The sequence below is a fragment of the Bradyrhizobium arachidis genome, assembly GCF_015291705.1.
GTDB lineage: Bacteria > Pseudomonadota > Alphaproteobacteria > Rhizobiales > Xanthobacteraceae > Bradyrhizobium > Bradyrhizobium arachidis.
In genome coordinates, this window is the sequence record NZ_CP030050.1 from 4291308 (window position 1) to 4317219 (window position 25912).

Below are 25912 nucleotides of genomic sequence, written 5' to 3' on the forward strand. Positions count from 1 at the left end.
GCGCTTCATATGTGGGGCGTCCATTTGCAGAAGATATCATATTTACTACCGCAATCGGGCGCCTAGTCTGGTATACCAGATCAGGAGGAAATATGATGTCTGTTGCATATGATTTTGCGCATTCGCCGGCCACCGAGTTCATGGCCCGGCCGCAGCATCTGCTCATCGACGGCCGCCGCGTCCCCGCGAGCTCCGGCCGTACCTTCAAATCCCTCAATCCCGCCACCGGCCAGGTGATCGCCACCATCGCCGAGGGCGGCGAGGCCGATGTCGAGCATGCGGTCGCAGCTGCCCGCCGCGCCTTCGAAGGCCCGTGGCGGACGATGCGGGCCTCCGAGCGTGGCCAGATCCTGCTGCGCTGGGCCGACCTGCTCAAGCGCAACGCCGAAGAGATTATCGAGCTCGAGTCGATTGATGCCGGCAAGCCGATCTCCGCGACGATGCGCCAGGACTTTCCGGCGGCGGTCGACACGCTGATCTATTACGCCGGCTGGGCCGACAAAATCAGCGGCGACGTCGTGCCGGTGCGCGACGATGCCCTGACCTACACCATGCGTGAGCCGGTCGGCGTGGTCGCGGCGATCGTGCCGTGGAATTTCCCGCTGATGATCGGCATGTGGAAGCTCGCCCCGGCACTCGCCTGCGGCTGCACCGTGGTGATGAAGCCGGCCGAGTTGACCTCGCTGTCGGCGCTGCGCATCGCCGAGCTCGCGCTCGAAGCCGGTCTTCCGGCGGGCGTCTTCAACGTCGTCACCGGTCCCGGCCGCGTCGTCGGCGACGCGCTGGTCAATCACCCTGATGTCGACAAGGTCACCTTCACCGGCTCGCCTGGCGTGGGCCGCGGAATCATGAAAGGCGCGGCGAGCAACTTCAAGCGCGTCTCGCTCGAGCTCGGCGGCAAGTCGGCCAATGTCATCTTCGACGACGCTGATCTGGAAGCAGCCTCCAAGGCCGCGGCCTCCGGCATCTTCTTCAATGCCGGCCAGGTCTGCTCGGCCGGCTCCCGCGTGCTGGTGCAGGAGAGGGCCTATGACGAGGTCGTCGAGCGGCTCGCGGCGCGCGCGAAGTCGATCAAGATCGGCGATCCGCTCGACCGCAAGACGGCGCTTGGTCCCGTGATCTCCGAGAAGCAGATGAAGTCGATCCTCGACTATGTCGACATCGGCCGCAAGGAAGGCGCGAGGCTCGTCACCGGCGGCGAGAAGGTTGGCGAGCGCGGCTATTTCATCAGCCCCACCGTGTTCGCCGATGTCGCGCACGAGATGCGGATCTCGCAGGAGGAGATCTTCGGCCCCGTCGTCAGCGTCATCAAGTTCACCGACGAGGCCGATGCTTTACGGATCGCTAACGGCACGGCCTACAGCCTCGCCGCCGGCGTCTGGAGCCGCGACATCGGCAGGCTCCAACGCTTCGCCAAGCGGGCGCGGGCGGGCACGGTCTGGATGAATACCTATGGCTATACCGACGTGCGCCTGCCCTGGGGCGGCGAGCGCGACTCCGGCCTCGGCCGCGAGCACGGCACCGCCGCGATCGACAATTTCACCGAGCCCAAGGCTGTCTGGATGAATCTGGCCGTCTGAAGACCTCCCGATCGGCCAATCCTGAGCCCGCCTGATCCGGTCAGGCGGGCTCTTTTTTGAGATCGATAAAATTGTCTGCAATCCCGTCAGCGGCGGCAAACCCTGCGGGCAAGAAGGCCTCTGCCTTAAACCTCGGCTTTGGAACCGGCGTGCATCCTCACCGCAAAAGGCTGGGGCATTGTCATGTCAATTTTCAAGGAGATCGTCGCGGCGGTCGCGGGAGTCTACGCGCTCCTGTTCGTCTGCGACGCATTGTTCGGCGTCGGCGAGACGCGCTTCGACGACAACTATTACAGCGCCAGCTTCTACGCGCCGAAGCCGAAGGAGTTTCGCTTCGCGAGCGACACGCCGCCGGCGGTGCGTGTCAGCGAAGCGTTCGCGCAGTTTGCGCCGAGCGAGGCAAAACCGGCCAAGCGTTACTCGTCGCTGACGACGATCATCCGCTAGGCGCGCTCGGCTGCATGATCTCCGGGATGCTGTCCCGCGCGTTGCGGGATCAGCAGCAGGCAGACCAGCATGAAGGCAGCGATCACAGCCGAGGCCATCGGCCGGCTCAGCGCCAGGCCGCCATGATCGAGCGGCTTGTCCAGGAAATCGCCGACCGTGGCGCCCAGCGGTCGCGTCAGGATGAAGGCGGCCCAGAACAGCGTCACGCGCGAGACGCGGGTCCAGACATAGAGCGCTGCGATGACTGCAAGCCCGGCCGCAAAGATCAGCGCGCCGCCGCGATAGCCCATGTCGCCGGTGTCGGCGATCCAGTCGCCGAGCGCGGTGCCGAGCGTCTGCGAAAAAGTGATCGCGCCCCAATAGAAGGCCTCGACCCTCGGCGTGCTGACGCTGTTGACCGAGATCGTTCCCTCGGCGCGATACCATAGGCCAAGCACCAGCATGAGGCAGGTGAGGAGCAGCGTCGATCCGCCCGTGTATCCGATGCCGAGCGAGCGGTCGGCGAAGTCGGCCATGGTCGTGCCGAAGGTGGTCGAGGCGACGATGGTGGCCCAATACAGGGCCGGGTGGAATTTGTCTGCGCGGATTTGTGCCGCAACCAGACCGATCATGACCGCCAGGAACAGGCAGGTTCCTGCGAGATAGCCCCAGTTCAACGTCATCGTGACGGTGTCGCCGCCAGTCTCGCCCAGCGTCGTGGCCGCGATCTTGATGATCCAGAAGCCGAGCGTGACTGCGGGGACCTTGCTCTCGCTGGCGGCACCGCTCTTCCAAGAATCCTGCATGCTATCCTCCTTGTTGCGTCAGCCGGGGATTCCGCCCGCGGCTGACGCGTCCGATTGATGGGTCGGAAGCGGCATCAGGCCTTGGCGACGCCATCCATCACCGCGAGCAGCTCTGTGATTGCCTGCTTGCATTTCGCGGCATCCGGCGATCCCGCGCGCAGCGCCTCCAGCGCGCGATCGATCGCCTTGTCGACCGTGTGCCAGTCGGCAGCCGCGCGCGGCTTCAGTCCAGCTTCGGCTTCGTCCCATTTGGTCTCGAGGTCCTTGATGCGCGTCTTGGCGCCGGGCAGGTCGCCCTTGTCGATCAGTGCTGCGACGTCGACCACGATGGTCCGGAATGGCGTGAGATCGCCGAGCTTGGCGGTCGCGGCCTCCACGAGCGGCACGAAGGTGAAGTGCTGGCTCGCGTGCATGTTTGGCTCGCCGGTGAAAGTTGTGAGCAGGCAGACGGCGACGGCGGGAATAAGCTTCATCATGTCGTTCTCCAGTTGGCTCCTGCTTCTGTGCAGGTAGTGTTGAAGTCGTGATTGGGATTATTGCGCGGGATCGACGCGGCGCGCGCCGTCGCCTTCGAACGTTACCCAGGCGACGAGGCCGACGATCACGGTCAGGAAGACGATGCTGGTCTGGATCGTGCCCAGGCCAATGCCGCCATATTCGCGCGCCTGCGACAGCAGATCGCCGAGCGAGGCGCCGAGCGGGCGCGTCAGGATGTAGGCGAGCCAGAAGGTGAGGACGGAATTGGCACCGACGGCGTAGGCCAGTGCCGCTGCCACGATCAGCGCGCCGAAGGCGACGACGCCGAGCTGGAAGCCAAGCCCGAGCGCTTCCGTCGCGAGATCGCCGGAGGCGGTGCCGAGTGCGAAGGTGAACAGGATCGCCGTCCAGTAGAACAGCTCGCGCCGCGTGGTGACGATGCTGTGGATCGACAGGGTGCGCTCGGCGCGGTACCAGACCGCGAAAGTCGCCGCGAGCGCCACGGCGAACGCCGCGGTGCTGATGTAAAGGCTGATATCGAGCTTGTCGGTCAGCAGGTCCGTGAGCTGCGTGCCGACGATGCTGACGAGGACGACGGTGAGCCAGTAGATCCAGGGTACATAAAGACGGCGGCTCAGTTGCAGCAGCAGGGCGGCCACCAGCAGGCCGGTCATGCAGATTGCGGTCAGGCCGGCGCCGAGGCCGACATGGACCGCGAGATAGTCGGCGCCGGTCTCGCCGACCGTGGTCGACAGGATCTTGATGACCCAGAAGATCGCGGTGACCTCCGGAACCTTGTTCAGTATCCGTCTTGCGCCAAACCCTGAATATTGCGACACGCCCAAATCTCCCAAAGCCGAAGCGATGTCTGACCGTGGCGCCGGGGACTTAGGCCCGACTTAGGGACGGGAAATTTCCTGATCGGGCGGCCTTCGCCGCAATTTGGGCCGGCTGGCGCTCGCTAACTCTGCGCTAAGTCGGGCCGGCCATGATTTGAGGCCGGATGGTTCGGCGCAATTCGAGGATCGACTTTGCGGGTTCTGCTGATCGAGGACGACAGAATGGTTGGCGCCGCCGTCGAACAGGCGCTGAAGGATGCTGCCTACGCGGTCGACTGGGTCAGGGACGGCGAGACTGCGCTGCTTGCCGCGAAAAACGAATCCTATGAGGTGCTGCTGCTCGATCTCGGCCTGCCGAACGTCGATGGCCGCGACATCCTGCGCCGGCTGCGCTCTGACGGTCGCAAGCTCCCGATCATCATCGTGACGGCGCGCGATGCCATCGACGACAGGATCGAGGGTCTAGATCTCGGCGCGGACGATTACATCATCAAGCCGTTCGAGATCCGCGAATTGCTGGCGCGGATGCGTGCGGTCACGCGCCGCGAGGCCAGCGGTTCGCCGGCGCAGCTCGGCAATGGCAAGCTCAGCCTCGATCCCGCGAGTCGCGAGGCGTCGTTTCTGACGAAATCCGCGGTGCTCACCGCGCGCGAATTCGCGCTGCTGCAGGCGCTGCTGTCGCGGCCAGGCGCGATCCTGTCACGCAGCGAGCTGGAGCGGCAAATCTACGGCTGGAACGAGGAGGTCGCGAGCAACGCGATCGAGTTCCTGATCCATGCGGTGCGCAGGAAGCTTGGGGCCGACGCTATCCGCAACGTGCGTGGTGTCGGCTGGATGGTGGACCGGCCATGATCAAATCCCTGCGGGGCCGTCTCTTTGCCGGCCTTACCGCGATCATCCTGCTGACGGGACTCATCGGCGGCCTGTTCGCTCATCATTGGGCCTTCAACGAGGCCATCGAAATGCAGGATTCCGTCCTGATCCAGATCGCGAGCCTCGTGCAGGCGGGCAGCCTTACCGGCGGTCGCGAGCTGCACGGGGTGGACGAGGATGCCGAGGTCTGGCTGATCGACCAGGCCGCAACGCCGCAGGCTTCCGGCGATGAGGCGAGGCTGTGGAGCGTGAAGGACGGCCTCGCGCTGGCGACGCGAAAGGGGCAGCCGATCCGCGTGCTGCTGCGGACGCGGCCTGACGGAACAAGGTTCGCGGTGGCGCAACGCACGTCCGTGCGGGACGAGATCGCGAGCGACATGGCGTTCCGCACCGTATTGCCGATTGCGGCACTCATCCCCTGCCTGCTGCTGGTCACGGCCATCGTCGTCGCGCGCTCGCTGCGGCCGATGGTGCGCCTTGCCGATGATCTCGACGGACGGCGCGCCGATGACATGACGCTGCTGCCGGCCGGGCAGATGCCGAGCGAGCTGCATCCCTTCATCGCCTCGATCAACGGGCTGTTGCAGCGGGTGGGTCTGCTGATGGATCAGCAGCGGCGCTTCGTTGCCGACGCCGCGCACGAACTGCGCACGCCGATCACGGCGCTGAGCTTACAGGCGGAGAATCTCGACGCGGTCGATCTGCCGGCGAATGCGCGCGGTCGTGTCGTGGCCCTCCGGCAGGGTATTGGCAGGACCAGGCATCTGCTCGACCAGTTGCTTGCCCTCGCGAGACAGGATGCGGGTCAGGATGACACCAGGGCAATGCCCGTCGTGAAGCTGGACGATGTCGCGAAGGAGGTCGTCGCCGACCTTCTGCCCGAGGCGACCGGCCGCGGCGTCGATCTTGGTTTTGCGCGCCTCGAACCTGCATTGGTCCGCGGTGAAGCGGTGATACTTGCGGCGGTGGTCCGTAACCTGCTCGACAACGCGCTCCGTTTCACCCCGCAGGGTGGACGGATCGATACATGTGTCTATCGCGACGGCGATGCTGCACTCCTCCAGATCGAGGATAGCGGGCCTGGCGTTGCTTCCGCGGAACTCGGCCGCATCTTCGATCCGTTCTTCCGCGGACAGCGCCCGGCAGGGGATGGCGCGGGCCTTGGCCTCTCGATCGTCAAGCGAATCGTCGACCGCCTGGAGGGGACAATTGAAGCCGTGAACCTTGCCGAGGGCGGCCGAAGCGGTTTGCGGGTCCTGGTCAAGCTGCCTGGAGCGGACGCCTGAAGCCTCACTCGCCCTGGATCCATTCCGCCACCCCGCGCCACAGCGTGTCGCGGTGGTCGGGGCGGAAGAAGCCGAAATGGCCGATGCCCTTGGCGCCGACGTCTGACGGTTTTACGGTCAACACTTCCGGCTTGATCGCGGTGAATCCGCCTGTGAGCAGCTCGACCGCGGGCCGCGTCGCCCAGGGATCGTCGGAGAAGCAGAGCGCGCGCAGCTCGCCCTTGAATTTCGCAAAATTCTCCAGCGCCAGCAGCTTTGAATCGAACAGATAGCGCGGGCTCGAGACCCATTCGGCCCATTGCAGGAAGACGCCCTTGGGCAGGTCCTCGCCGACGCCGGCCCAGCCCGGCGCATAGCCGAACGCGTGGGCCAGCGGCACGCCGACGAAATTCATGAAGGCGAAGACGCGGTATTTCTCCGGCGAGGTCATCAGCCGCCAGGTCGCGGCCTGCGAGGCCACGAAGGCCGCGCGCGAAATCTCGCTGTTGTTCGCGATCAGCCCAAGCGCCTGGCCGCCGAAGGAGTGGCCGACATAGGCGAGCGGCATGGTGTGATAGCGCTCGCGCATCCAGCGCACCGCGGCGGTGACGTCGAGCGCCGCCCAATCCGACATCGAGGCCTTGAAGCCGACCAGCGATTTCGGCTGGTTGTAGCCGACCATCGCCGGCAGGCGGGAGCCGCCGATGCCGCGGTAGTCGTAAGTCAGTACCGCGCAGCCGCGATGGGCGAGATAGGAGGCAAAGCCGCGATAGATCTTGCGCGGCACGGCGGTGGCCGAATTGATCAGGACGGCGTGGCGCTTGGCGCCGCGCGGCAGGAACAGGGTGCCGGCCAGCGCATACCCGTCGGTCGCCGGGAAGCTGATCTCGTCGATGAAAACGTCGTCCAGTGCCGCGTCCATGGGCGGGAGGTGTCTTGCCGGTTTCGTCGCGTTCCCTAGCAAATGCGAATTCGGCTTTGCCCGCAAGGGTTTGCAATGCGAAATGGATTTACAACTGGCGATGTCGTGCCAGCCTGTGTATAAGGCGGCCCTCGCAACCCATAGATCAGGTTGCACTTTTTTGCTTCACGGAGAGATTGCGATGTCCGAGCGGTGGACGCCCGAGTCCTGGCGCAGCAAGCCGGTGCTACAGGTGCCCGAATATCCCGACGCCAAGGCCCTGGCCGACGTCGAGGCGCAGCTTGCGAGCTTTCCGCCGCTGGTGTTCGCCGGCGAGGCGCGCAACCTGAAGAAGGCGCTTGGCCGCGTTGCGGCCGGCGAGGCCTTCCTGCTCCAGGGCGGTGACTGCGCCGAGAGCTTTGCCGAGCACGGCGCCAACAACATCCGCGACTTCTTCCGCGTGCTCTTGCAGATGGCGGTGGTGCTGACCTATGCCGGCGCCGTCCCCGTGGTGAAGGTCGGCCGCATCGCCGGCCAGTTCGCCAAGCCGCGCTCGTCGCCGACCGAGAAGCTGAACGGCGTCGAGCTGCCGAGCTATCGCGGCGACATCGTCAACGACATCGCCTTCACCAAGGAAGCGCGCGTGCCGGACCCGCAGCGCCAGCTGATGGCCTATCGCCAGTCGGCCGCGACGCTGAACCTGCTGCGCGCGTTCGCAACCGGCGGCTACGCCAATCTCGGCAGCGTGCATGAATGGATGCTTGGCTTCCTGAAGGATTCGCCGCAGTCCCGCCGCTACAAGGAGTTGGCCGACCGCATTTCCGATGCGCTCAACTTCATGCGCGCCTGCGGCCTTGACCTCGAGAGCCATCCGGAGCTGCGCGCCACCGATTTCTACACCAGCCACGAGGCGCTGCTGCTCGGCTACGAGCAGGCCATGACCCGGGTCGATTCCACCACCGGCGACTGGTATGCGACCTCCGGCCACATGATCTGGATCGGCGACCGCACCCGTCAGCTCGATCACGGCCATATCGAATATTTCCGCGGCATCAAGAATCCGATCGGCCTGAAGTGCGGCCCCTCGCTCAAGCCCGACGAGCTGCTCAAGCTGATCGACGTGCTCAACCCCGACAACGAGCCGGGCCGGCTGACGCTGATCGGCCGCTTCGGCTCCGACAAGATCGGCGAGCACCTGCCGAACATGATCCGCGCCGTCCAGCGCGAGGGCAGGGTGGTGGTCTGGTCGTGCGATCCCATGCACGGCAACACCATCACCTCCACCACCGGCTACAAGACGCGGCCGTTCGACCGCATCCTGTCCGAGGTGAAGTCGTTCTTCGCGATCCATGCCGCCGAAGGCACCCATGCCGGCGGCGTGCATCTGGAGATGACCGGCAAGGACGTCACCGAATGCCTCGGCGGCGCCCGCGCGATCACGGACGAGGATCTCAACGACCGCTATCACACGGTCTGCGATCCCCGCCTCAACGCCGAGCAATCCATCGACATGGCTTTCCTGGTCGCCGAGCTGCTCAAGCAGGAACGCGCCGGCAAGGTCAAGCCGATGCCGGCCGCAGCGGGGCTCTAAGACTTTGCTGCGGATCTGGAAGGCCACGATCAATTCACGCAACGGTCTGGCCTTTGCGTTCCGCTCGGAGCAGGCCGTCCGCGAGGAGATTTTTGCGCTCCTGTTGTCGCTGCCGCTGGCCTGGCTCGTCGCCGCGACCGCGATGCGCGCGGTCGAACTGGTCTGCTCGGTCGCGTTCGTGCTGGTGGTCGAGCTGCTCAACACCGCGATCGAGAAGCTCGCCGACCGCCTCACCATGGATCACGACAAGCAGATCGGGCGGGTCAAGGACATGGGCTCGGCCGCGGTCGGCGTCGCGCTGCTGATGGCCGGCGCGTTCTGGATCATCGCCATCGTCGAGCGTCTGGGGTTCCTCTAAAGCGCGCATTGCGCTTTAGTTTTTTGTTTGAGCATGATCCTTTCGGAAAGCCGCCTCACACTTTTCCGGATCACGCTCTAGCCACGAGATCGGAGCGCTGTGGCCATGACCGAACGTCTCAACGCATTCGCGGTCACGCTCGCCCAGCTCAATCCGGCCCTGGGCGATATCGAGGGCAACGCCGCCAAGGCACGGGCCGCGCGCGCGCAGGCGGCCGCGGACGGCGCCGATCTCGTGCTGTTTCCCGAATTGTTCATCGCCGGCTATCCGCCGGAAGATCTGGTGCAGAAGCCGGCCTTCCAGGCCGCCTGCCGCGCCGCGATCGAAGCGCTGGCGCGCGAGACCGCCGACGGCGGACCGGCGATGCTGGTCGGCACGCCCTGGGTCGAGGACGGCAGGCTTCATAATGCCTGCGCGCTGCTCGACGGCGGCCGCATCGCCGCGCTTCGCTTCAAATGCAACCTGCCGAATTACGGCGTTTTCGACGAGAAGCGGCTGTTTTCGCGCGGGCCTGCCGCGGGCCCCGTGACCGTGCGCGGCGTGCGCATCGGCGTGCCGATCTGCGAGGACATCTGGCTGGAGGAGTCCGAGGACTACGAGAACGTGGTCGAGACGCTGGCGGAGACCGGCGCCGAGATCATCCTGGTGCCGAACGGCTCGCCTTACGCTCGCGACAAGAACGATGTGCGCTTGTCGGTCGCGGTGGCGCGCGTGACCGAGAGCGGCCTGCCGCTGGTCTATCTCAACCAGGTTGGCGGCCAGGATGAGCTGGTGTTCGACGGCGCGTCCTTCGTGCTCAACGGCGATCTCTCGCTCGCGGCGCAACTGCCGGCGTTCGAGGAGAGCATCGCCACGCTGCGCTTCACGCGTAACGGGGACGATTGGCGCTGTACCGGTCCCATCGCGGCGCAGGTCGAGGGCGACCGCGCCGACTACGCCGCCTGCGTGCTCGGCCTTCGCGACTATGTCGCCAAGAACGGCTTTCCCGGTGTGCTCCTCGGCATCTCCGGCGGCATCGATTCCGCGCTGTGCGCGGCGATCGCCGTCGATGCGCTCGGCGCCGATCAGGTGCATGGCGTGATGCTGCCCTATCGCTACACGGCCGCACATTCGATCGCGGACGCCGGCGAGCTCGCTGGCCATCTCGGCATCCGCTACGAGGTTTTGCCGATCGCGGAAGCCGTGACCGGGTTCGAGACGATCCTGTCGGGCATCTTCAAGAACCTGCCGCCCGATATCACCGAGGAAAATCTGCAGGCCCGCACCCGCGGCACGCTGCTGATGGCGATCTCCAACAAGACCGGGCTGATGGTGGTGACGACGGGCAACAAGTCGGAAATGTCGGTCGGCTACGCCACGCTCTATGGCGACATGAATGGCGGCTTCAATCCGATCAAGGACATCTACAAGACGCAGGCGTTTCGCCTGGCGAGCTTGCGCAACGGCTGGAAGCCTGAGGACGCGCTCGGGCCCGCAGGTGAGGTGATCCCGCCTGATATCATCACGCGTCCGCCGACGGCGGAGCTGCGCGAGAACCAGACCGACCAGGACTCCCTGCCGCCTTATGACGTGCTCGATGCGATCCTGGAGCGCCTCATCGAGCGCGAGGAGCCGCTCGAGGCGATCATCGCCGCCGGCTTCGACCGCGACACGGTTGCCCGCATCGACCATCTGCTCAACGTCGCCGAATACAAGCGCCGCCAGGCCGCGCCCGGCGTGAAAGTGACGGCGAGGAATCTCGGCCGCGACCGCCGCTATCCCATCACCAACCGCTTCCGCGACAAGGGCGAGAAGCTGCCCGCGCCCGACGAAACGCTGGTCTCGCGCGGCAACAAGGCGTCGATCGACGCGTTCGAGGGCTGAACTTCAGCGGGCGCTACGACGGGGTTGCGAAGAACAGCACCCGCAGCAAGTGGGTGTATTCGGATTCGAGCACCATGATCGACACAAACACCAGCACCGCGATCGGCGGCAGCAGGATGGCATAGGCGAGGGCTAGTCGCTCCCAGGCCATGTGCATGAAGACGGCGACGATCAGGCCGGCCTTCAACATCATGAACAGCAGGATCAGCGACCACCTCAGATAGCCCTGCAGGCCAAAGTAGTCGACGAGGTAGGAGCACGTGCTGAGGACGAACAGCCAGCCCCAGACCACGAGGTAGAGCTTGATCGGGTGCTGTTGCCCCTTGGCGTGCACGGCTGCTGTTGCGACTGCGCCGTGCGCCGGAGCGTGGAGCTGGCCTTCCATGTGTACCGTCGCGTTTGTCATGCGCCGACCTCACCAAAGATAGAACAATGCAAAGATGAACACCCACACGAGATCGACGAAGTGCCAGTACAGGCCCATGATCTCGACGATTTCGTAATAGCCCTTGCGGCTCGTGAAGAAGCCGCGCCGCTCGACGTCGAAGTCGCCGCGCAAGACCTTCCGCGCGATCGCGATCAGGAAGATCACGCCGATCGTCACGTGGGTGCCGTGGAAGCCGGTGATCATGAAGAAGCTTGCACCAAACTGTGGTGCACCCCATGGATTGCCCCAGGGCCGGACGCCCTCCATGATCAGCTTGGTCCATTCGAACGCCTGCATTCCGACGAAGGTCGCGCCGAAGGCCGCCGTGACCAGCATCAAGGCCGCGGTTCTGACGCGATCGCGGCGGTAGCCGAAATTGACAGCCATCGCCATCGTGCCGCTGCTGCTGATGAGGATGAAGGTCATGATCGCGATCAGGATCAGCGGAATCTGCTTGCCGGCGAAGTTGAGGGCGAAGACTTCGCTTGGATTCGGCCACGGCACGGTCGTCGACATGCGCGCCGTCATGTAGGAGAGCAGGAAGCAACTGAAGATGAAGGTGTCGCTGAGGAGGAAGATCCACATCATGGCCTTGCCCCAGGACACGTTCTTGAAGGCGCGTTGATCGGACGCCCAGTCGGCGGCGATACCGCGCCAGCCTTCAAGCCGCGCAGGCGATTGGCCCGAATGTGTCAGTACGGTCTCAGCCATCTGGTCTCGCCTCCCTAGCTCAGCAATTGGCGACAGATGTTGACGAAATCGTCGGTCCACCCCGTGAGGAGACCGAGCAGGACAAGCCAGACCAGCAGCAGGAAATGCCAGTAGATGGCGCACAGTTCCACGCTCAAGCGCGTGTCGGGGGCGCCACGCCACACCTTGGCCGACGTTCGCCCGAGGGCGACCAGGCCACCCGTCAGATGCAACCCATGCACCGCGGTCAACAGGTAGAAGAAGGAATTCGCCGGATTGGACGCCACGAAATATCCGGCTGCCCCGAGCCGTTGCCAGGCCAGGAGCTGTCCGGCGAGGAAGATCACGGCAGATGCTCCGCCAGCGAGCAGACCGATCTTGACGTTCTCGGTATCGTGTCGCCCGGCAGCCACGTACGACCATTGCAGCGCGGCACTGCTCAGGACCAGGACGCCGGTGTTGACCCACAGCAGCCGCGGGACCGGCAGCGGCCGCCAGTCCACCACACTCATGCGCATCGAGTAGGCGCTGATGAAGAGGACGAATAATGCGCTCGCGACGGCGAGAAACACGCCAAGTCCGACCTTTGCTGCCGGCCAGGACATGCTATCGCCGCCAGGGAAGTCACCGACCGAGCCTTCCTCCAGCCAGGGCTTGGCCGTCAGCCGCTGCTGCGACAGCCACCATCCGGCGATCACCGCAAGCACAGTCAGGAACAGGATGATGGCGCTCACGAAGCAGCTCCCTGAACGAGCTGCGTCGCGCGTGGCGGCTGGTTCTGCGGAATGAAGTCCTCCGCGGCGCCGGGCACACTGTAGTCATAGGCCCAGCGGTACACGACCGGGAGCTCCTTGCCCCAGTTGCCGTGTCCAGGGGGCGTCTCCGGCGTCTGCCACTCCAGCGTCGTCGCCCGCCACGGATTGCCGCCTGAGGCCTCACCTTTGAACAGGCTCCAGGCAAGATTGAACAGGAACACCATCTGGCTGAAGCCGACGGTCAAGGCCACCACGGAGATGAAGGCATTCAGTGAATGGGCCGAGGACGGGATGAACGCCGTGTCCCCGAGTTCGAAATACCGGCGCGGAACCCCGAGCAGTCCAAGATAGTGCATGGGGAAGAAGATCAGGTAGGCGCCGAGGAAGGTGACCCAGAAGTGAAACTTGCCCAGGACGTCGTTCAGCATCCGCCCCGTGACCTTGGGGTACCAATGATAGATCGCGCCGAGCACGACCATGATTGGCGCCACGCCCATCACCATGTGGAAATGCGCGACCACGAACATGGTATCCGAGAGGGGCACGTCGACGACGACGTTGCCGAGGAAGAGGCCGGTGAGGCCGCCATTCACGAAGGTGATGATGAAGCCGAGTGCGAACAGCATCGGCACCCTGAGATGAATGTCGCCGCGCCACAAGGTCAGCACCCAGTTGTAGACCTTGATCGCGGTGGGGATGGCGATGATGAGCGTCGTGGTGGCGAAGAAGTACCCGAATTGCGGGAACATGCCGCTCACATACATGTGGTGCGCCCATACGATGAAGCTGAGCGCGCCGATGGCCACGATCGCCCAGACCATCATGCGGTAACCAAAGATGTTCTTGCGGGCATGCGTGCTGATCAGATCGGAGACGATGCCGAAGGCGGGCAGGGCGACGATGTAGACCTCGGGGTGGCCGAAGAACCAGAACAGGTGCTGGAAGAGTAGCGGGCTGCCGCCGCCATATTTCGAAAGCTGTCCCATCTCGACGAGGGAGGGCATGAAGAAGCTGGTTCCCAGGAGACGGTCGAGCAGCAGCATGACCGAGGCAACGAAGAGGGCAGGGAATGCCAAGAGCGCCATGACGGTCGCCGTGAAAATGCCCCACACCGTCAGCGGCAGGCGCATCAACGTCATGCCGCGGGTGCGCGCCTGGAGCACCGTGACCACGTAATTCAGCCCGCCCATGGTGAAGCCGATGATGAACAGGATCAGGGACGACATCATGAGAATGATGCCCCAATCCTGCCCGGGCGTTCCGGAGAGGATTGCTTGCGGCGGGTATAGCGTCCAGCCGGCGCCGGTGGGGCCACCGGGCACGAAGAATGTCGAGGCCAGCACCAGGACTGCGAGCAGGTAGACCCAGTAGCTCAGCATGTTCACATAAGGGAAGACCATGTCCCGGGCGCCGACCATCAGCGGGATCAGGTAGTTGCCGAAGCCGCCCAGGAACAATGCGGTGAGCAGATAGATCACCATGATCATGCCGTGCATGGTGATGAACTGGAGGTACTGGTTGGCATCGATGAAAGAGAAGGTGCCGGGGAATCCCAGTTGCAGTCGCATCAGCCACGACAGCACCAGGGCCACCAGCCCGATGGCCGTGGCCGTCAGCGAATACTGAATGGCGATCACCTTGGCGTCCTGCGAGAAGACATACCGTGTCCACCAGCTCCTTGGATGATAGAGCTCGACATCAGGTACTTCGGCAGGCGGGATGCCTGCGATCCCTTCATATGGAATATCGACCATTAGAAACCTCCTCGGTCGTTTCCATCGGGGGTGAGGCGTTGGCCTCGTGCACCCGATCCGTCTTCGCAGCGGCAGCTTGCTACTTGCCACCGGATTGGTATGTCGCCTTCACCACAGCTTTTGCCGGCGACAATTCGGCAAACGTCTTTTGTTGCTCCAGCCAAGCGTGATATTCGCGCTCTTCGTCGACGATGACCTTGGCCCGCATCTGATAATGAGCCGCGCCACAAAGCTCCGCACACAGAACGTCGAACGTTCCGGTTCGGATCGGCGTTATCCAGAAAAAGGTCACCATGCCAGGAACCATGTCCATCTTGGCGCGGAATTCGGGCACGTAGAAATCGTGCAGGACATCAACCGAGCGGAGGAGGACCTTGACCGGCTTTCCCATTTGAAGGTGCAGGTCGCCGTTCTCGATCACGACGTCGTCCTGCGCGTGGGGGTCGTCACGATTGAGTCCCATCGGATTGTCGGACGCGATGTTGCGGACATCGGATGTGCCCAACCGCCCATCCTTGCCCGGAAGGCGGAAGCTCCATTGCCATTGCTGGCCCATGACCTCGACCTCGGTGGCATCCGCAGGCACCGTCACGAACTGGTGCCAGACCACGAGGCCAGGCGCCAGCATGGCCGCGACTCCGACGCCGGTCCCGACGCTCAGCCACCATTCGAGCCTTTTGTTTTCCGGATTGTAGTCAGCCCGTCTTCCGTCTTTGTGGTGAAAGCGAAAGATGCAATAGGCCATGAAGGCGATGACCGCGACGAAAACGAAGCCGGTGATCCAGAACGTGATGTTGATGGTGTGGTCGATATAGGCCCAGTTCGTGGCGATCGGCGTCCACCACCACGGGCTGTAGAGGTGAAACAGCACCGAGCCGATCGCGACCAGAAGCAGTATCAGTGCGACAGCCATCCTGATCCATCCTTGCCATCGAAGGCTACGGATACGAATCCAGGGCGGAGCTCATGTCGCGATGGCTGGCCTTTCTTGGCTGGCATCTATGCCATCGCCGGCCTCTTGCCTCGCCCCTTCTACCGGTCGCGAAATCAACAGAACGCTCGCGACCAAACTCTAAGGGCGTCTGCGTCTAAAATGATACCAGCCCAATCCGGCGTCAATAGAGCAATGCGGGTGCTCCGACATGGCGTGGTTGCCATCACCCGGGCAGTCGACAAAGCATCAGGTGCATGTTGGGTGGCGGCGTTCCGGGCGATGCAACGCACAAATCAGGTGCATATTCACCTAACCGTGAGCGCAGCCGTGCCCCGCGCGCGCTAAGCTTGCGGGGCAGGTCGCGACGGGTTCCGTCCGGCCAGGCTCTTTTCGCTGAACCTGACTTGTCGTACTCGGCCCACCGCGTTTCCTGCTCGACAGGCGGATGCGCGTGGCTGGAAAGCGCGCGTGATCGAAAACCGCGATTTTCAGCACGGGAGGGTCCGTTCATGGCCACTCTGTACTCCCACGACGTCATCAGGCGGCACGTCTTCGGCGAAGCGGCCTCCTATCCCATTCGCAAGATCAGCTTGTCCGACCTGACCGAGGCGCTGCGCCTGGGTTGGGAGGATTTCCAGGCGATGCCGAGCCACGCGATCGTCGTGTGCGTGATTTATCCCGTTCTCGGCCTCGTCCTGTTCAGGATGGTTCTCGGCTATTCGGTGCTGCCGCTCCTGTTTCCGCTGGCTGCCGGCTTTGCCTTGATCGGCCCTTTTGCCGCGATCGGTCTCTACGAACTCAGCCGGCGTCGCGAGCGCGGCGAGCAGGTCGATGCATGGGATGCGATCAAGGTGCTGCGCGCACCGTCGTTCGGCGCAATGGTCGAACTCGGCGTGCTCCTGCTGGTCCTGTTCGGGGCCTGGATCGGTGTCGCGAACGCAATCTATGTCACGATCTTCGGTCACGCGGCGGCCGCAAGCATTCCCGACTTCGCAACGCGCGTGCTGACGACGCCGGAAGGCTGGTCGCTCATCGTCGTCGGTTGCGGTGTCGGCTTCCTGTTTGCGGTTGTGGCCTTGTGCGTCAGCGTCGTGTCGTTTCCGTTGATGCTCGACCGGCATGCGACTGCGATCGACGCGATCCGCACGTCGCTCCGAGCGGTGGCGGAGAATCCGGTTGCGATGGCCGGATGGGGCCTCATCGTCGCGGCACTGCTCGTGATCGGCTCGCTGCCGTTCTTCGTCGGTCTCGCTGTCGTCCTGCCGGTGCTCGGTCACGCCACCTGGCATCTCTATCGGCGGGTGGTCGAGCCGAATCCAAATCCACCGGACGAGCTGCCGCCGCCCCCGAAGGGAAAGCGCTACGCAGCGGATTTTCCGGCCAATCTCTTCCCGTGGAGCCGCGAGGGTGAACAGTAACCGCGAAGCGGCCGCGCCTGGCGACCGCCTTCACAGGACATGACGGATTAGGGCTTACTTCTGCTGTTGCGGCAGGAAGGTCGGCCCGACCGAGCGGATCGGCTTGTTCTCTGAGGACGTCGTCGCCGCGCCGCTGTCCGCCGGCGGCGTTGCCGCAGGTGCGGTGGCCGTCGTCGGCGCGGGCGCCGCGCCCTTCTTGCCATTGGCAGGCTGCGGCGTGCCCTTGCTGAGCCGCTGCTGCTGCATCTTCTTGGCGCTCTCCTCGGTGACGATGATGTCACCCTGCTGCTCGGCGGCGGCCTTGTCGTCGGCCGATTTCAGCGCGTCGGCCCAGGTCTGGCCGGCGGCCTTGCAGGAGCAGGACGGGTTGAACTCGCTGCGGAATTTGAACGCGGTCGGCAGCGCCGTGTAGGGCTGGCCGGCGGTGGAGACCGCCGAGTTCATGTCCTCGCCGGGATTGCGATGGGTGTAGAGCACGGCTTCCGCGGCCGGGCACAGCGCCTTGCAGGTCTTCTCGTCGTCGGCGAAGCGCGCCGGTACGGTCGCGAACGAGATCGGGAAATAGGCGCCGTCGCAGGTGCGCACGCACACGGTGCGATAGGTGCCCGACTGCGGGCCGAGATCGGCCGGCGGCACGCCTTGCGGATTGTTGGGGTTGTTGTTGCCGCCGAACAGATTGCTCAGGAAGTTGCCGCCGCCTTGCGATTGCGCGGCGTTGGCATATTGCGGGCCGCAATTGTTCTGTGCGAGCGCCGCCAGCACCGAGCGGCGCTGATTGTCGCGCTCCGGGCTGAAGCCGCCGGGGCCGCCGCCGCGCAGGCGCTCGAGATTGCCGGTGATCTGGTCCAGATTGGCGCGCATTTGCTGGATCTGGGTGTTGACCGGGCCGCATTGCGCCGACTGGCCGTTGAACAGCGAGAAGAAGCCGGAGGAATCGCAGCCCATGCGCTTGGCCTGCATGGTGACGCGGTCGAGCTCGGCCTGCTGGCGGCTCTGGGATTCCTGGTAACGGCGGATCTGGTCTTCGCGCGCGGGGTCGCCACCGCCGCCGCCGCGATCGAGCGCGGCGAGCTGGCCTTCCAGCCGTGAGCACATCGGGTTCGGCCCGAGCCCGTTCTGGCCCGGCTGCGGCGGCGGCCCTGGGGGCGGGCCGGCCTGCGCGAAAGCGCCGTTGGCGAGCATGACGGTGCCGAGGAGCACGGTGCAGGCAAGGAGGGAGCGGGCACGGGAGAGAGAGAAAAATTCAGGCATATCCGCCATTCTAGCGAGGTCACGGCCCAATGTGACATTCCAAGTGAGTTTGGAGGGCCGAAGCGCGCCCTCCCATAGCCGCTTCCTGCGGCATCGTCACGTCGTTTCAGGGGCCAAAGATCGGGCCTAAGGTACGCCAGCTCCGAGCGAATTCAGCGCTGGCAGGTGATTGCGACATATTCGTCGCAATGGCCATGGGAGCAGTTTGCGCCGGTTTTGGGGACAGACCCGGTAATTTCGTCAGGATCGACCCGGCGATAGCTTGATGCCTGGGCAAAATCCCGTGACTGGCAATAGGTCCGCGCGACCTGTGCGCCGCATTTGTCGCCCTTGGCCAGGCACTGGTCGATGCCATAGCCGTCCGCCTGGTTGGCGATGATGAAGACACGGGTCTCGGCCAAAGCGCCGGATGCCGCAAGGATGGAGGCACAGGAAATGAGCGCAAATATCGATCGCATGGAAATACCGGGGCTTTGGGGAACCGCCAGCTTCTGAATAGTCTCAAAAGGTTAAGGATGACGAACCATGAAGGCGGCGAGGCCGCGCTTTGCGGAAATAAAGCGGCATTTTCGCGGCTCCCTTGACGCAGGGCCGCCTCATGGCCCATATGTTCCGGCATGAACGGTCTCCTCGCCATTTGCATCATTTGCGAGATTACGAGCTAGCGATTCGCTGGCTGGAGCCGTCTTTTCTCAAACACATTGAGAGCACTGGACGCCCGGCCAACAGCCGACGGGTATCCATATGGAATTACGCCTCTACGATACGCTGAGCCGGGAAAAGCGCACCTTCGTGCCGCTCGATGCGAAGGACGTCCGCATGTATGTGTGCGGACCGACCGTCTACGACTTCGCCCATATCGGCAATGCGCGGCCGGTGATCGTGTTCGACGTGCTGTTTCGGCTGCTGCGCCATCTCTATGGCGAGGCGCACGTCAAATATGTCCGCAACATCACCGACGTCGACGACAAGATCAACGACCGCGCCGCGCGCGATTTTCCCGGCCTGCCGCTGAACGAGGCGATCCGCAAGGTCACCGAGCAGACCGGCAAGCAGTTTCACGCCGACGTCGATGCGCTCGGTGCGCTCAGGCCGAGCGTCGAGCCGCGCGCAACCGAGCACATCGTCGAGATGCGCGAGATCATCGAACGGCTGATCAAGGGCGGCTTCGCCTATGCCGCCGAGGACCATGTGCTGTTCTCGCCGCAGGCGATGAACGCGGCCAATTCCGGCCTGCCGCGCTACGGCGCGTTGTCCAACCGCTCGCTGGACGAGATGGTCGCCGGCGCCCGTGTCGACGTCGCGCCCTACAAGAAGGGCAATACCGACTTCGTGCTGTGGAAGCCGTCCAAGCCGGGCGAGCCGTCATGGCCGTCGCCGGCCGGCATCAAGGCCGAGGGTCGTCCCGGCTGGCACATCGAGTGCTCCGCGATGGCGTGGAAGCATCTCGGCGAGCATTTCGACATCCATGGCGGCGGCATCGATCTCGTGTTTCCGCATCACGAGAACGAGGTCGCGCAGACCTGCTGCGCCTTCCACCAGGAGCGCATGGCGAACTACTGGATGCACAACGGCTTCCTGCAGGTTGAGAGCGAGAAGATGTCGAAAAGCCTCGGCAACTTCATCACCATTCACGAGCTGCTCCAGGACTGGCCGGGCGAGGTGCTGCGCCTGAACATGCTGAAGACGCATTACCGCTCGCCGATCGACTGGACCATGAAGTCGCTGGAAGAGAGCGCCAGGACGCTCGATGACTGGTATCGCGTCGCGGCCGACGTTGCACCCGGTAAGCCCGCGGCATCCGTGGTCGAGCCGCTGCTTGACGATCTCAACACGCCGCTCGCGATTGCAGCGCTGCACGGCTTGCGTGGCGATGCCGATGCATTGTCGGGTTCGTTGCGCCTGCTTGGGTTCCTTTCCGAGAGCGCTGCGCAATGGGAAGGGCGCAAGCAGCAGGCAAGCGGCGTCGATGCCGCGGAGGTCGAGCGCCTGATCGCGGAGCGGACGGCGGCGCGTGGTCGGAAGGACTTCAAGGAGTCCGACCGCATCCGCGATCTGCTGGCGGCGATGGGCGTTGCGATCAAGGACTCCAAGGACGGAACGACCTGGGAGATCGCGCGATGAAACGGCCCGACACGCCGTTCCCGCGGCACTGGCTGTATTACATCGCGCTGAAGATCCTGCTGCTCGGCGCCGCCGTGGCGATCGCGCTGAAACTCTATGGGATGTGGTGAGGACGATGGGACAGAGTTTGCCAAAGCCCGGCCTGCGGCCGTTCCTGCCGGATGACGTGCCGGTGCTCGCCGCGATCTTCACCGCCAGCATCGAGGAGCTGACCGGCGACGACTACAGCGAGGCGCAGCAGCAGGCCTGGATGGAGGCCGCGGAGGACGAGGAGTTCGGCAAGCACCTCGCCTCCGACCTGACCCTGATCGCGACACTGGAAGGCTCGCCCGTCGGCTTCGTCTCGCTGCGCGGCACCGATCATATCCGCATGCTCTATGTGCATCCGGCCGTCGCCGGGCAGGGCATCGCGACCATGCTGGTCGACGCGCTGGAGAAGCTCGCCGGCAGCCGCGGCGCAACGGCTCTGACCGTCGATGCCAGCGACACCGCCCAAAACTTCTTCGCCAAGCGCGGCTACACCGCCCAGCGGCGCAACAGCGTCACCATCAATGACGAGTGGCTCGCCAACACCACCATGAAGAAGACGCTCGGAGCGCCGCAATGAGCAAAGAGCGCCTCTATCTGTTCGACACCACGCTGCGCGACGGCGCGCAGACCAACGGCGTCGATTTCACGCTGACCGACAAGCAGATCATCGCGGCGATGCTGGATGATCTCGGCATCGACTATGTCGAGGGCGGCTATCCCGGCGCCAATCCGCTCGATAGCGAATTCTTTGCGGCGAGGCCAAAGCTCAATCATGCGCGCTTCACCGCCTTCGGCATGACGCGGCGGGCAGGGCGCTCGGTCTCCAACGATCCCGGCGTCGCCGGGCTGCTCGAAGCCAAGGCCGACGCGATCTGCTTCGTGGCAAAGTCGTCGGCCTACCAGGTGCGCGTCGCGCTGGAGACGACGAAAGAGGAGAATCTCGCCTCGATCCGCGACAGCGTCGCGGTGGCGAAGGCCGCGGGCCGCGAAGTCATGCTCGACTGCGAGCATTTCTTCGACGGCTACAAGGAGGATTCCAGCTTCGCGCTTGCCTGCGCCAAGGCCGCTTATGAGGCCGGCGCGCGCTGGGTGGTGCTGTGCGACACCAATGGCGGCACCATGCCGAACGAGGTCGAGGCCATCGTCACCGAGGTGACAAAACACATCCCCGGCGACCATGTCGGCATCCACGCCCATAACGACACCGAGCAGGCGGTGGCGAATTCGCTCGCCGCGGTGCGCGCCGGCGCGCGGCAGATCCAGGGCACGCTCAACGGCCTCGGCGAGCGCTGCGGCAACGCCAATCTCTGCTCGCTGATCCCGACGCTGAAACTGAAGAAGGAGTTTGCCGACGTCTTCGAGGTCGGCGTCACCGCTGAGAAGCTGACGACGCTCGTCAAAGTCTCGCGCACGCTCGACGACATGCTCAATCGCGTGCCGAACCGGCATGCTCCTTACGTCGGCGAGAGCGCCTTCGTCACCAAGACCGGCATCCATGCTTCCGCCGTGCTGAAGGATCCGCAGACCTACGAGCACGTCCTGCCCGAGACGGTCGGCAACCACCGCAAGGTGCTGGTGTCGGACCAGGCCGGCCGCTCCAACGTCATCGCCGAGCTCGATCGTGCCGGCATTCCCTATGAGAAGAGCGATCCGAAGCTGACGCGGCTCGTCGAGGAATTGAAGGAGCGCGAGGCACAGGGCTACGCCTATGAATCCGCCAATGCCTCGTTCGAGCTCCTGGCGCGCCGCACGCTCGGCAAGGTGCCGCATTATTTCGAGGTCGAGCAGTTCGACGTCAATGTCGAGCAGCGCTACAATTCGCACGGCGAGCGCGTCACCGTCGCTTTGGCGGTGGTCAAGGTCGACGTCGCCGGCGAGCGCCTGATCTCGGCGGCCGAAGGCAACGGTCCCGTCAACGCGCTCGACGTCGCGCTGCGCAAGGATCTTGGCAAGTACCAGAAATACATCGACGGCCTGAAGCTGATCGACTACCGCGTGCGTATCCTCAACGGCGGCTCCGAGGCGGTCACGCGCGTGCTGATCGAGAGCGAGGACGAGAACGGGGACCGCTGGACCACGGTCGGGGTGTCCCCGAACATCATCGACGCCTCGTTCCAGGCGCTGATGGATTCGGTGATCTACAAGCTCGTGAAATCGGGCGCGCCGACGTAAGACTGTGTGCCGTCATTCCGGGGCGCCTCGAAGAGGCGAACCCGGAATCTCGAGATTCCGGGTTCGATGCTTTGCATCGCCCCGGAATGACAGGGGGAGGCAGGGGAGCGCGTCACATGATCGACCACATCTCCGTCGGCGTCAGCGATCTCGATCGCTCCGCAAAGTTCTACGAGGCCACACTCGCAACGCTCGGCCTCACGCGTCTCGTCACGCGGCCGCGGACGGTCGGCTTCGGCAAGGCCTATCCGGAGTTCTGGATCAATCTTCGCGAGGGTATGCAGCGCGTTGGGCCGGAGAGCGGGGTGCACATCTGCCTGCGGGCAAAGACCACGGCCGAGATCGATGCGTTTCATGCCGCCGCGGTGTTCGCCGGTGGTGTCTCCGACGGCGCGCCGGGCCTGCGGCCACACGACCGTGTGCGCTATTACGCAGCCTTCGTCCTCGATCCCGATGGTAACCGGATCGAGGCGGTGACGTTTCCGGGCGAGTAGAGCATGATCCGGAAAAGCGTGTAGCGGTTTTCCGGACGATCATGCTCAAACCAGGAGCTGCTACAGCCTGCGCGCGACTTCCGGGGCGAGCTGCTTTTCCGCCTCGGCGATCTGGGCTGCTGCCGCCTTCAGCTTCGGCAAGATCTCCTCGACGCGATCGGCCTTGAGGATGTCGACCGAAAGCCCGGCGCGGATGAACTCGGTCTGGCGCATATGCGACAGCAGCGAGAACAGCGGCTCCCAGAAATTGTCGATATTGGCGAGCAACACCGGCTTGGCGTGACGGCCGAGCTGCTTCCAGGTCAGCTGCTCGACCAGCTCTTCCAGCGTGCCGACGCCACCCGGCAGCGCCACGAAAGCGTCCGAACGCTCGAACATCAGCCGCTTGCGCTCGTGCATGTCGGGGGTGACGATCATCTCCTGCACGCGCGTCAGCGCGTTCTCGCGCTTGCGGAGGAATTCGGGGATGATGCCGGTGACCGTGCCGCCGTGATCGAGCACGGAGGTCGCGACCGAGCCCATCAGGCCGAGCGAGCCGCCGCCATAGACGAGGCGGATGTTGTTCTCGGCGAGGGCCTTGCCGAACGCCTTGGCGCCTTCGGTGAAGCGGGGATTGGTTCCGGGGCCGGAGCCACAATAGACACAGACGGTTTTAATGGTGCTCATTGGTGTCATGATGCATTGCAGCGAAGGGGCGTCAAGCCCAATCGGTGATTCGACCTGACCGGGAATCTACCGGTAAATGGCGACAAACAATCGAAGATTCGCCATCTGGCGGGGTGCGCTGGCATCGGGAAGGCTCTATATGACGGGCGAAAACCGTTAATCGCAGCGACGTCCGCATCCGGCGGGCTTTCAGGCTTCTTGATGGACCAACCTCAATCGTTCGACGGCGCCGACGTTCCTGAACCTGCCGGCGGAGCGCCGGCCGGGGCCACCTTGATGGGCACGCTGGCGCATCTGTGGCCCTATATCTGGCCGGGCGACCGCTTCGACCTGAAGATGCGCGTGGTCTGGTCGATGGTGCTGCTGCTCGTGGCCAAGCTGATCACGCTGGCGGTCCCGTTCAGCTTCAAATGGGCGACCGACGCGCTGACCAGCGCCAACACCGCGCCGGTGGCGGCCGACAATTGGCACCTCTGGGTGATCGCCTCGCCGCTGCTGCTCACCGCGAGCTATGGCGCGATGCGCATCCTGATGGCGGTGCTGACGCAATGGCGCGACGGCATCTTCGCCCGCGTCGCCATGCATGCGGTGCGCAAGCTCGCCACCATCACCTTCGTCCACATGCACGAGCTGTCGCTGCGCTTTCACCTCGAGCGCAAGACCGGCGGCCTGACGCGCGTGCTCGAGCGCGGCCGCGAGGGCATCGAGGTCATCGTGCGCATGGTGATCCTGCAGCTGATCCCGACCATCGTCGAGGTCTCGCTGCTGATGGCGGTGCTGCTCTGGCAGTTCGACTGGCGCTACGTGGTCGCAACCCTGATCACGGTCACGGTCTATATGTACTACACCTACATCGCGACCGAGTGGCGGATCGGCATCCGCCGCAAGATGAACGATTCCGACACCGAGGCGAACACCAAGGCGATCGACTCGCTGCTCAACTACGAGACCGTGAAGTATTTCAGCGCCGAGACCCGCGAGGCGCAGCGCTACGACAAGTCGGTCGCGCGCTACGAGGAGGCGAGCGTCCACACTTACACTTCGCTGGCCGTGCTCAACACCGGCCAGGCCGTGATCTTCACGCTCGGGCTAACCGCGACCATGCTGATGTGCGCGATCGGCGTGCGCAACGGCACCAACACGGTCGGCGATTTCGTGCTGGTCAACGCCATGATGATCCAGCTCTACCAGCCCCTGAATTTCATGGGCATGGTCTATCGCGAGATCAAGCAGGCGATCATCGACATCGAGAAGATGTTCGGCGTGCTCGGCCGCGAGGCCGAGATCAAGGACGTGCCGGGCGCGCAGCCGCTGAACGTGTCCGCCGGCACGGTCCGCTTCGAGGACGTGCGCTTCGCCTACGAGCCGACGCGGCCGATCCTGAAAGGCATCAGCTTCGAGGTGCCGGCCGGCAAGACGGTTGCGATCGTCGGTCCGTCCGGTGCGGGCAAGTCGACGATCTCGCGCCTCTTGTTCCGCCTCTACGACGTCTCCGGCGGCAAGATCCTGATCGACGGCCAGGACATCCGCGAGGTCACGCAGGCGAGCCTGCGTGCCTCGATCGGCATGGTGCCGCAGGACACCGTGCTGTTCAACGACACCATCCGCTACAACATCCGCTACGGCCGCTGGGGCGCCAGCGATGCCGACGTCGAGGAGGCGGCGCGCCTCGCGCAGATCGACCATTTCATCCGCATGGCACCGATGGGCTACGAGACGCAGGTCGGCGAGCGCGGCCTGAAACTGTCCGGCGGCGAGAAGCAGCGCGTCGCGATCGCGCGCACCGTCTTGAAGGCGCCGCCGATCCTGGTGCTGGACGAGGCGACCTCGGCGCTCGACACCCATACCGAGCACGAGATCCAGGGTGCGCTCGACCGCGTCGCCAGGAACCGCACCTCGCTGGTGATCGCACACCGGCTCTCGACCATCGTCGGGGCCGACGAGATCATCGTGCTGGACCAGGGCCGCATCGCCGAGCGCGGCACCCACGCCAAACTGCTGGCGCACGGCGGCCTCTATGCCAGCATGTGGAACAGGCAGCGCGAGGCCGAGGCGGCGCGCGAGAAACTGGCCCAGATGGCCGACAACAGCGAGGCGCCCAACCGGGAGCCGCCGCCGGTCGAGGACGCCCTCGCGGCGCCGGCGGCCGCGGAGTGACCTTGTCTCCGGTCCCAACTCTGGCCTAAACAAGCCCGCGCAACGACCCGTGCCATTAACC

At 64.5% G+C, this 25912-nt stretch carries 25 protein-coding genes; 13 read left to right on the plus strand and 12 right to left on the minus strand.

Annotation, left to right across the window (positions count from 1 at the left end):
- The first annotated feature begins 95 nt into the window (after nt 1-95).
- Nucleotides 96-1580: an aldehyde dehydrogenase family protein gene (locus WN72_RS19735; protein WP_167380844.1), complete on the plus strand. Its 1485-nt coding sequence runs from the start codon at nt 96-98 to the stop codon at nt 1578-1580.
- Between the two features lie 183 nt (nt 1581-1763).
- The gene (locus tag WN72_RS19740) at nt 1764-2027 is read left to right on the plus strand and encodes a hypothetical protein (RefSeq protein ID WP_027557247.1); all 264 of its coding nucleotides are present in this window, start codon (nt 1764-1766) and stop codon (nt 2025-2027) included.
- Here WN72_RS19740 and WN72_RS19745 read toward each other — a convergent pair.
- The 3 genes from WN72_RS19745 to WN72_RS19755 all read right to left on the minus strand — a co-directional run bounded on the left by WN72_RS19745 (nt 2024) and on the right by WN72_RS19755 (nt 4128).
- Nucleotides 2024-2812, minus strand: a complete 789-nt coding sequence (locus WN72_RS19745; RefSeq protein WP_092216423.1) for a COG4705 family protein — start codon at nt 2810-2812, stop codon at nt 2024-2026. The two genes, WN72_RS19740 and WN72_RS19745, sit on opposite strands and share 4 nt — an antisense overlap.
- Nucleotides 2813-2886: 74 nt before the next feature.
- Nucleotides 2887-3225, minus strand: coding sequence for a hypothetical protein (locus WN72_RS19750; protein WP_051378478.1), 339 nt, complete (start codon nt 3223-3225; stop codon nt 2887-2889).
- Nucleotides 3226-3345: 120 nt separating this feature from the next.
- Nucleotides 3346-4128: a COG4705 family protein gene (locus tag WN72_RS19755; RefSeq protein ID WP_208617497.1), complete on the minus strand. Its 783-nt coding sequence runs from the start codon at nt 4126-4128 to the stop codon at nt 3346-3348.
- Nucleotides 4129-4350: 222 nt separating this feature from the next.
- On the opposite strand from WN72_RS19755, the gene WN72_RS19760 reads away from it, so the two are divergent.
- Nucleotides 4351-4980, plus strand: coding sequence for a response regulator transcription factor (locus tag WN72_RS19760; RefSeq protein ID WP_283818688.1), 630 nt, complete (start codon nt 4351-4353; stop codon nt 4978-4980).
- Nucleotides 4977-6287, plus strand: coding sequence for an ATP-binding protein (locus WN72_RS19765; protein ID WP_035729882.1), 1311 nt, complete (start codon nt 4977-4979; stop codon nt 6285-6287). The genes WN72_RS19760 and WN72_RS19765 overlap by 4 nt, the downstream gene beginning before the upstream one ends.
- Before the next feature lie 4 nt (nt 6288-6291).
- On the opposite strand, the gene WN72_RS19770 is transcribed toward WN72_RS19765, so the two are convergent.
- Complete coding sequence (locus WN72_RS19770; protein WP_092216425.1) at nt 6292-7188, minus strand: alpha/beta hydrolase family protein; 897 nt, start codon at nt 7186-7188, stop codon at nt 6292-6294.
- A gap of 181 nt (nt 7189-7369) precedes the next feature.
- Between WN72_RS19770 and WN72_RS19775 the strand changes: the two genes are divergently transcribed.
- The 3 genes from WN72_RS19775 to WN72_RS19785 all read left to right on the plus strand — a co-directional run bounded on the left by WN72_RS19775 (nt 7370) and on the right by WN72_RS19785 (nt 10979).
- Complete coding sequence (locus tag WN72_RS19775) at nt 7370-8758, plus strand: class II 3-deoxy-7-phosphoheptulonate synthase (protein ID WP_092216426.1); 1389 nt, start codon at nt 7370-7372, stop codon at nt 8756-8758.
- Between the two features lie 4 nt (nt 8759-8762).
- The gene (locus WN72_RS19780; RefSeq protein WP_027557254.1) at nt 8763-9116 is read left to right on the plus strand and encodes a diacylglycerol kinase; all 354 of its coding nucleotides are present in this window, start codon (nt 8763-8765) and stop codon (nt 9114-9116) included.
- A gap of 105 nt (nt 9117-9221) precedes the next feature.
- Nucleotides 9222-10979: an NAD+ synthase gene (locus WN72_RS19785; protein WP_092216427.1), complete on the plus strand. Its 1758-nt coding sequence runs from the start codon at nt 9222-9224 to the stop codon at nt 10977-10979.
- A gap of 13 nt (nt 10980-10992) precedes the next feature.
- Here the strand turns inward: WN72_RS19785 and WN72_RS19790 are convergent, their stop codons facing one another.
- From WN72_RS19790 to WN72_RS19810, 5 genes are all read right to left on the minus strand, one after another.
- Nucleotides 10993-11385 (minus strand): cytochrome C oxidase subunit IV family protein, encoded by a 393-nt coding sequence (locus tag WN72_RS19790; RefSeq protein WP_027557256.1) that lies wholly within the window; start codon nt 11383-11385, stop codon nt 10993-10995.
- Nucleotides 11386-11394: 9 nt separating this feature from the next.
- Entirely contained in the window at nt 11395-12117 is a 723-nt protein-coding gene (locus WN72_RS19795) for a heme-copper oxidase subunit III family protein (protein WP_027557257.1), read from the minus strand.
- 14 nt (nt 12118-12131) lie between these two features.
- The gene (locus WN72_RS19800) at nt 12132-12830 is read right to left on the minus strand and encodes a cytochrome c oxidase subunit 3 (RefSeq protein WP_092216429.1); all 699 of its coding nucleotides are present in this window, start codon (nt 12828-12830) and stop codon (nt 12132-12134) included.
- Complete coding sequence (locus WN72_RS19805; protein WP_027557259.1) at nt 12827-14605, minus strand: cbb3-type cytochrome c oxidase subunit I; 1779 nt, start codon at nt 14603-14605, stop codon at nt 12827-12829. Before WN72_RS19805 ends, WN72_RS19800 begins: the two co-directional genes overlap by 4 nt.
- A 79-nt stretch (nt 14606-14684) precedes the next feature.
- Nucleotides 14685-15518 (minus strand): cytochrome c oxidase subunit II, encoded by an 834-nt coding sequence (locus WN72_RS19810; RefSeq protein WP_027557260.1) that lies wholly within the window; start codon nt 15516-15518, stop codon nt 14685-14687.
- Between the two features lie 530 nt (nt 15519-16048).
- On the opposite strand from WN72_RS19810, the gene WN72_RS19815 reads away from it, so the two are divergent.
- On the plus strand, nt 16049-16957 hold the full coding sequence (locus tag WN72_RS19815) for a DUF2189 domain-containing protein (RefSeq protein WP_092216430.1): 909 nt from the start codon (nt 16049-16051) through the stop codon (nt 16955-16957).
- A gap of 54 nt (nt 16958-17011) precedes the next feature.
- Here WN72_RS19815 and WN72_RS19820 read toward each other — a convergent pair whose 3' ends face one another.
- Nucleotides 17012-18217, minus strand: a complete 1206-nt coding sequence (locus WN72_RS19820; protein ID WP_092216431.1) for a DUF2865 domain-containing protein — start codon at nt 18215-18217, stop codon at nt 17012-17014.
- A 143-nt stretch (nt 18218-18360) separates the two neighbouring features.
- Nucleotides 18361-18666 carry a hypothetical protein gene (locus WN72_RS19825; protein WP_027557263.1) on the minus strand — a complete coding sequence of 102 codons (306 nt, stop codon included), beginning with the start codon at nt 18664-18666 and terminating at the stop codon, nt 18361-18363.
- 286 nt (nt 18667-18952) lie between these two features.
- Between WN72_RS19825 and cysS the strand changes: the two genes are divergently transcribed.
- The 4 genes from cysS (at nt 18953) to WN72_RS19845 (ending at nt 23028) form a co-directional block, all read left to right on the plus strand.
- Nucleotides 18953-20332 (plus strand): cysteine--tRNA ligase, encoded by a 1380-nt coding sequence (cysS, locus tag WN72_RS19830; RefSeq protein WP_027557264.1) that lies wholly within the window; start codon nt 18953-18955, stop codon nt 20330-20332.
- A gap of 115 nt (nt 20333-20447) precedes the next feature.
- Nucleotides 20448-20939, plus strand: coding sequence for a GNAT family N-acetyltransferase (locus WN72_RS19835; protein ID WP_027557265.1), 492 nt, complete (start codon nt 20448-20450; stop codon nt 20937-20939).
- The gene (gene cimA, locus WN72_RS19840; protein WP_092216433.1) at nt 20936-22534 is read left to right on the plus strand and encodes a citramalate synthase; all 1599 of its coding nucleotides are present in this window, start codon (nt 20936-20938) and stop codon (nt 22532-22534) included. Before WN72_RS19835 ends, cimA begins: the two co-directional genes overlap by 4 nt.
- A gap of 116 nt (nt 22535-22650) precedes the next feature.
- Entirely contained in the window at nt 22651-23028 is a 378-nt protein-coding gene (locus WN72_RS19845; RefSeq protein ID WP_092216434.1) for a VOC family protein, read from the plus strand.
- Between the two features lie 60 nt (nt 23029-23088).
- Here the strand turns inward: WN72_RS19845 and WN72_RS19850 are convergent, their stop codons facing one another.
- The gene (locus tag WN72_RS19850) at nt 23089-23694 is read right to left on the minus strand and encodes an LOG family protein (RefSeq protein WP_027557268.1); all 606 of its coding nucleotides are present in this window, start codon (nt 23692-23694) and stop codon (nt 23089-23091) included.
- 201 nt (nt 23695-23895) lie between these two features.
- On the opposite strand from WN72_RS19850, the gene WN72_RS19855 reads away from it, so the two are divergent.
- The gene (locus WN72_RS19855; protein WP_092216436.1) at nt 23896-25851 is read left to right on the plus strand and encodes an ABCB family ABC transporter ATP-binding protein/permease; all 1956 of its coding nucleotides are present in this window, start codon (nt 23896-23898) and stop codon (nt 25849-25851) included.
- Nucleotides 25852-25912 lie beyond the last annotated feature (61 nt).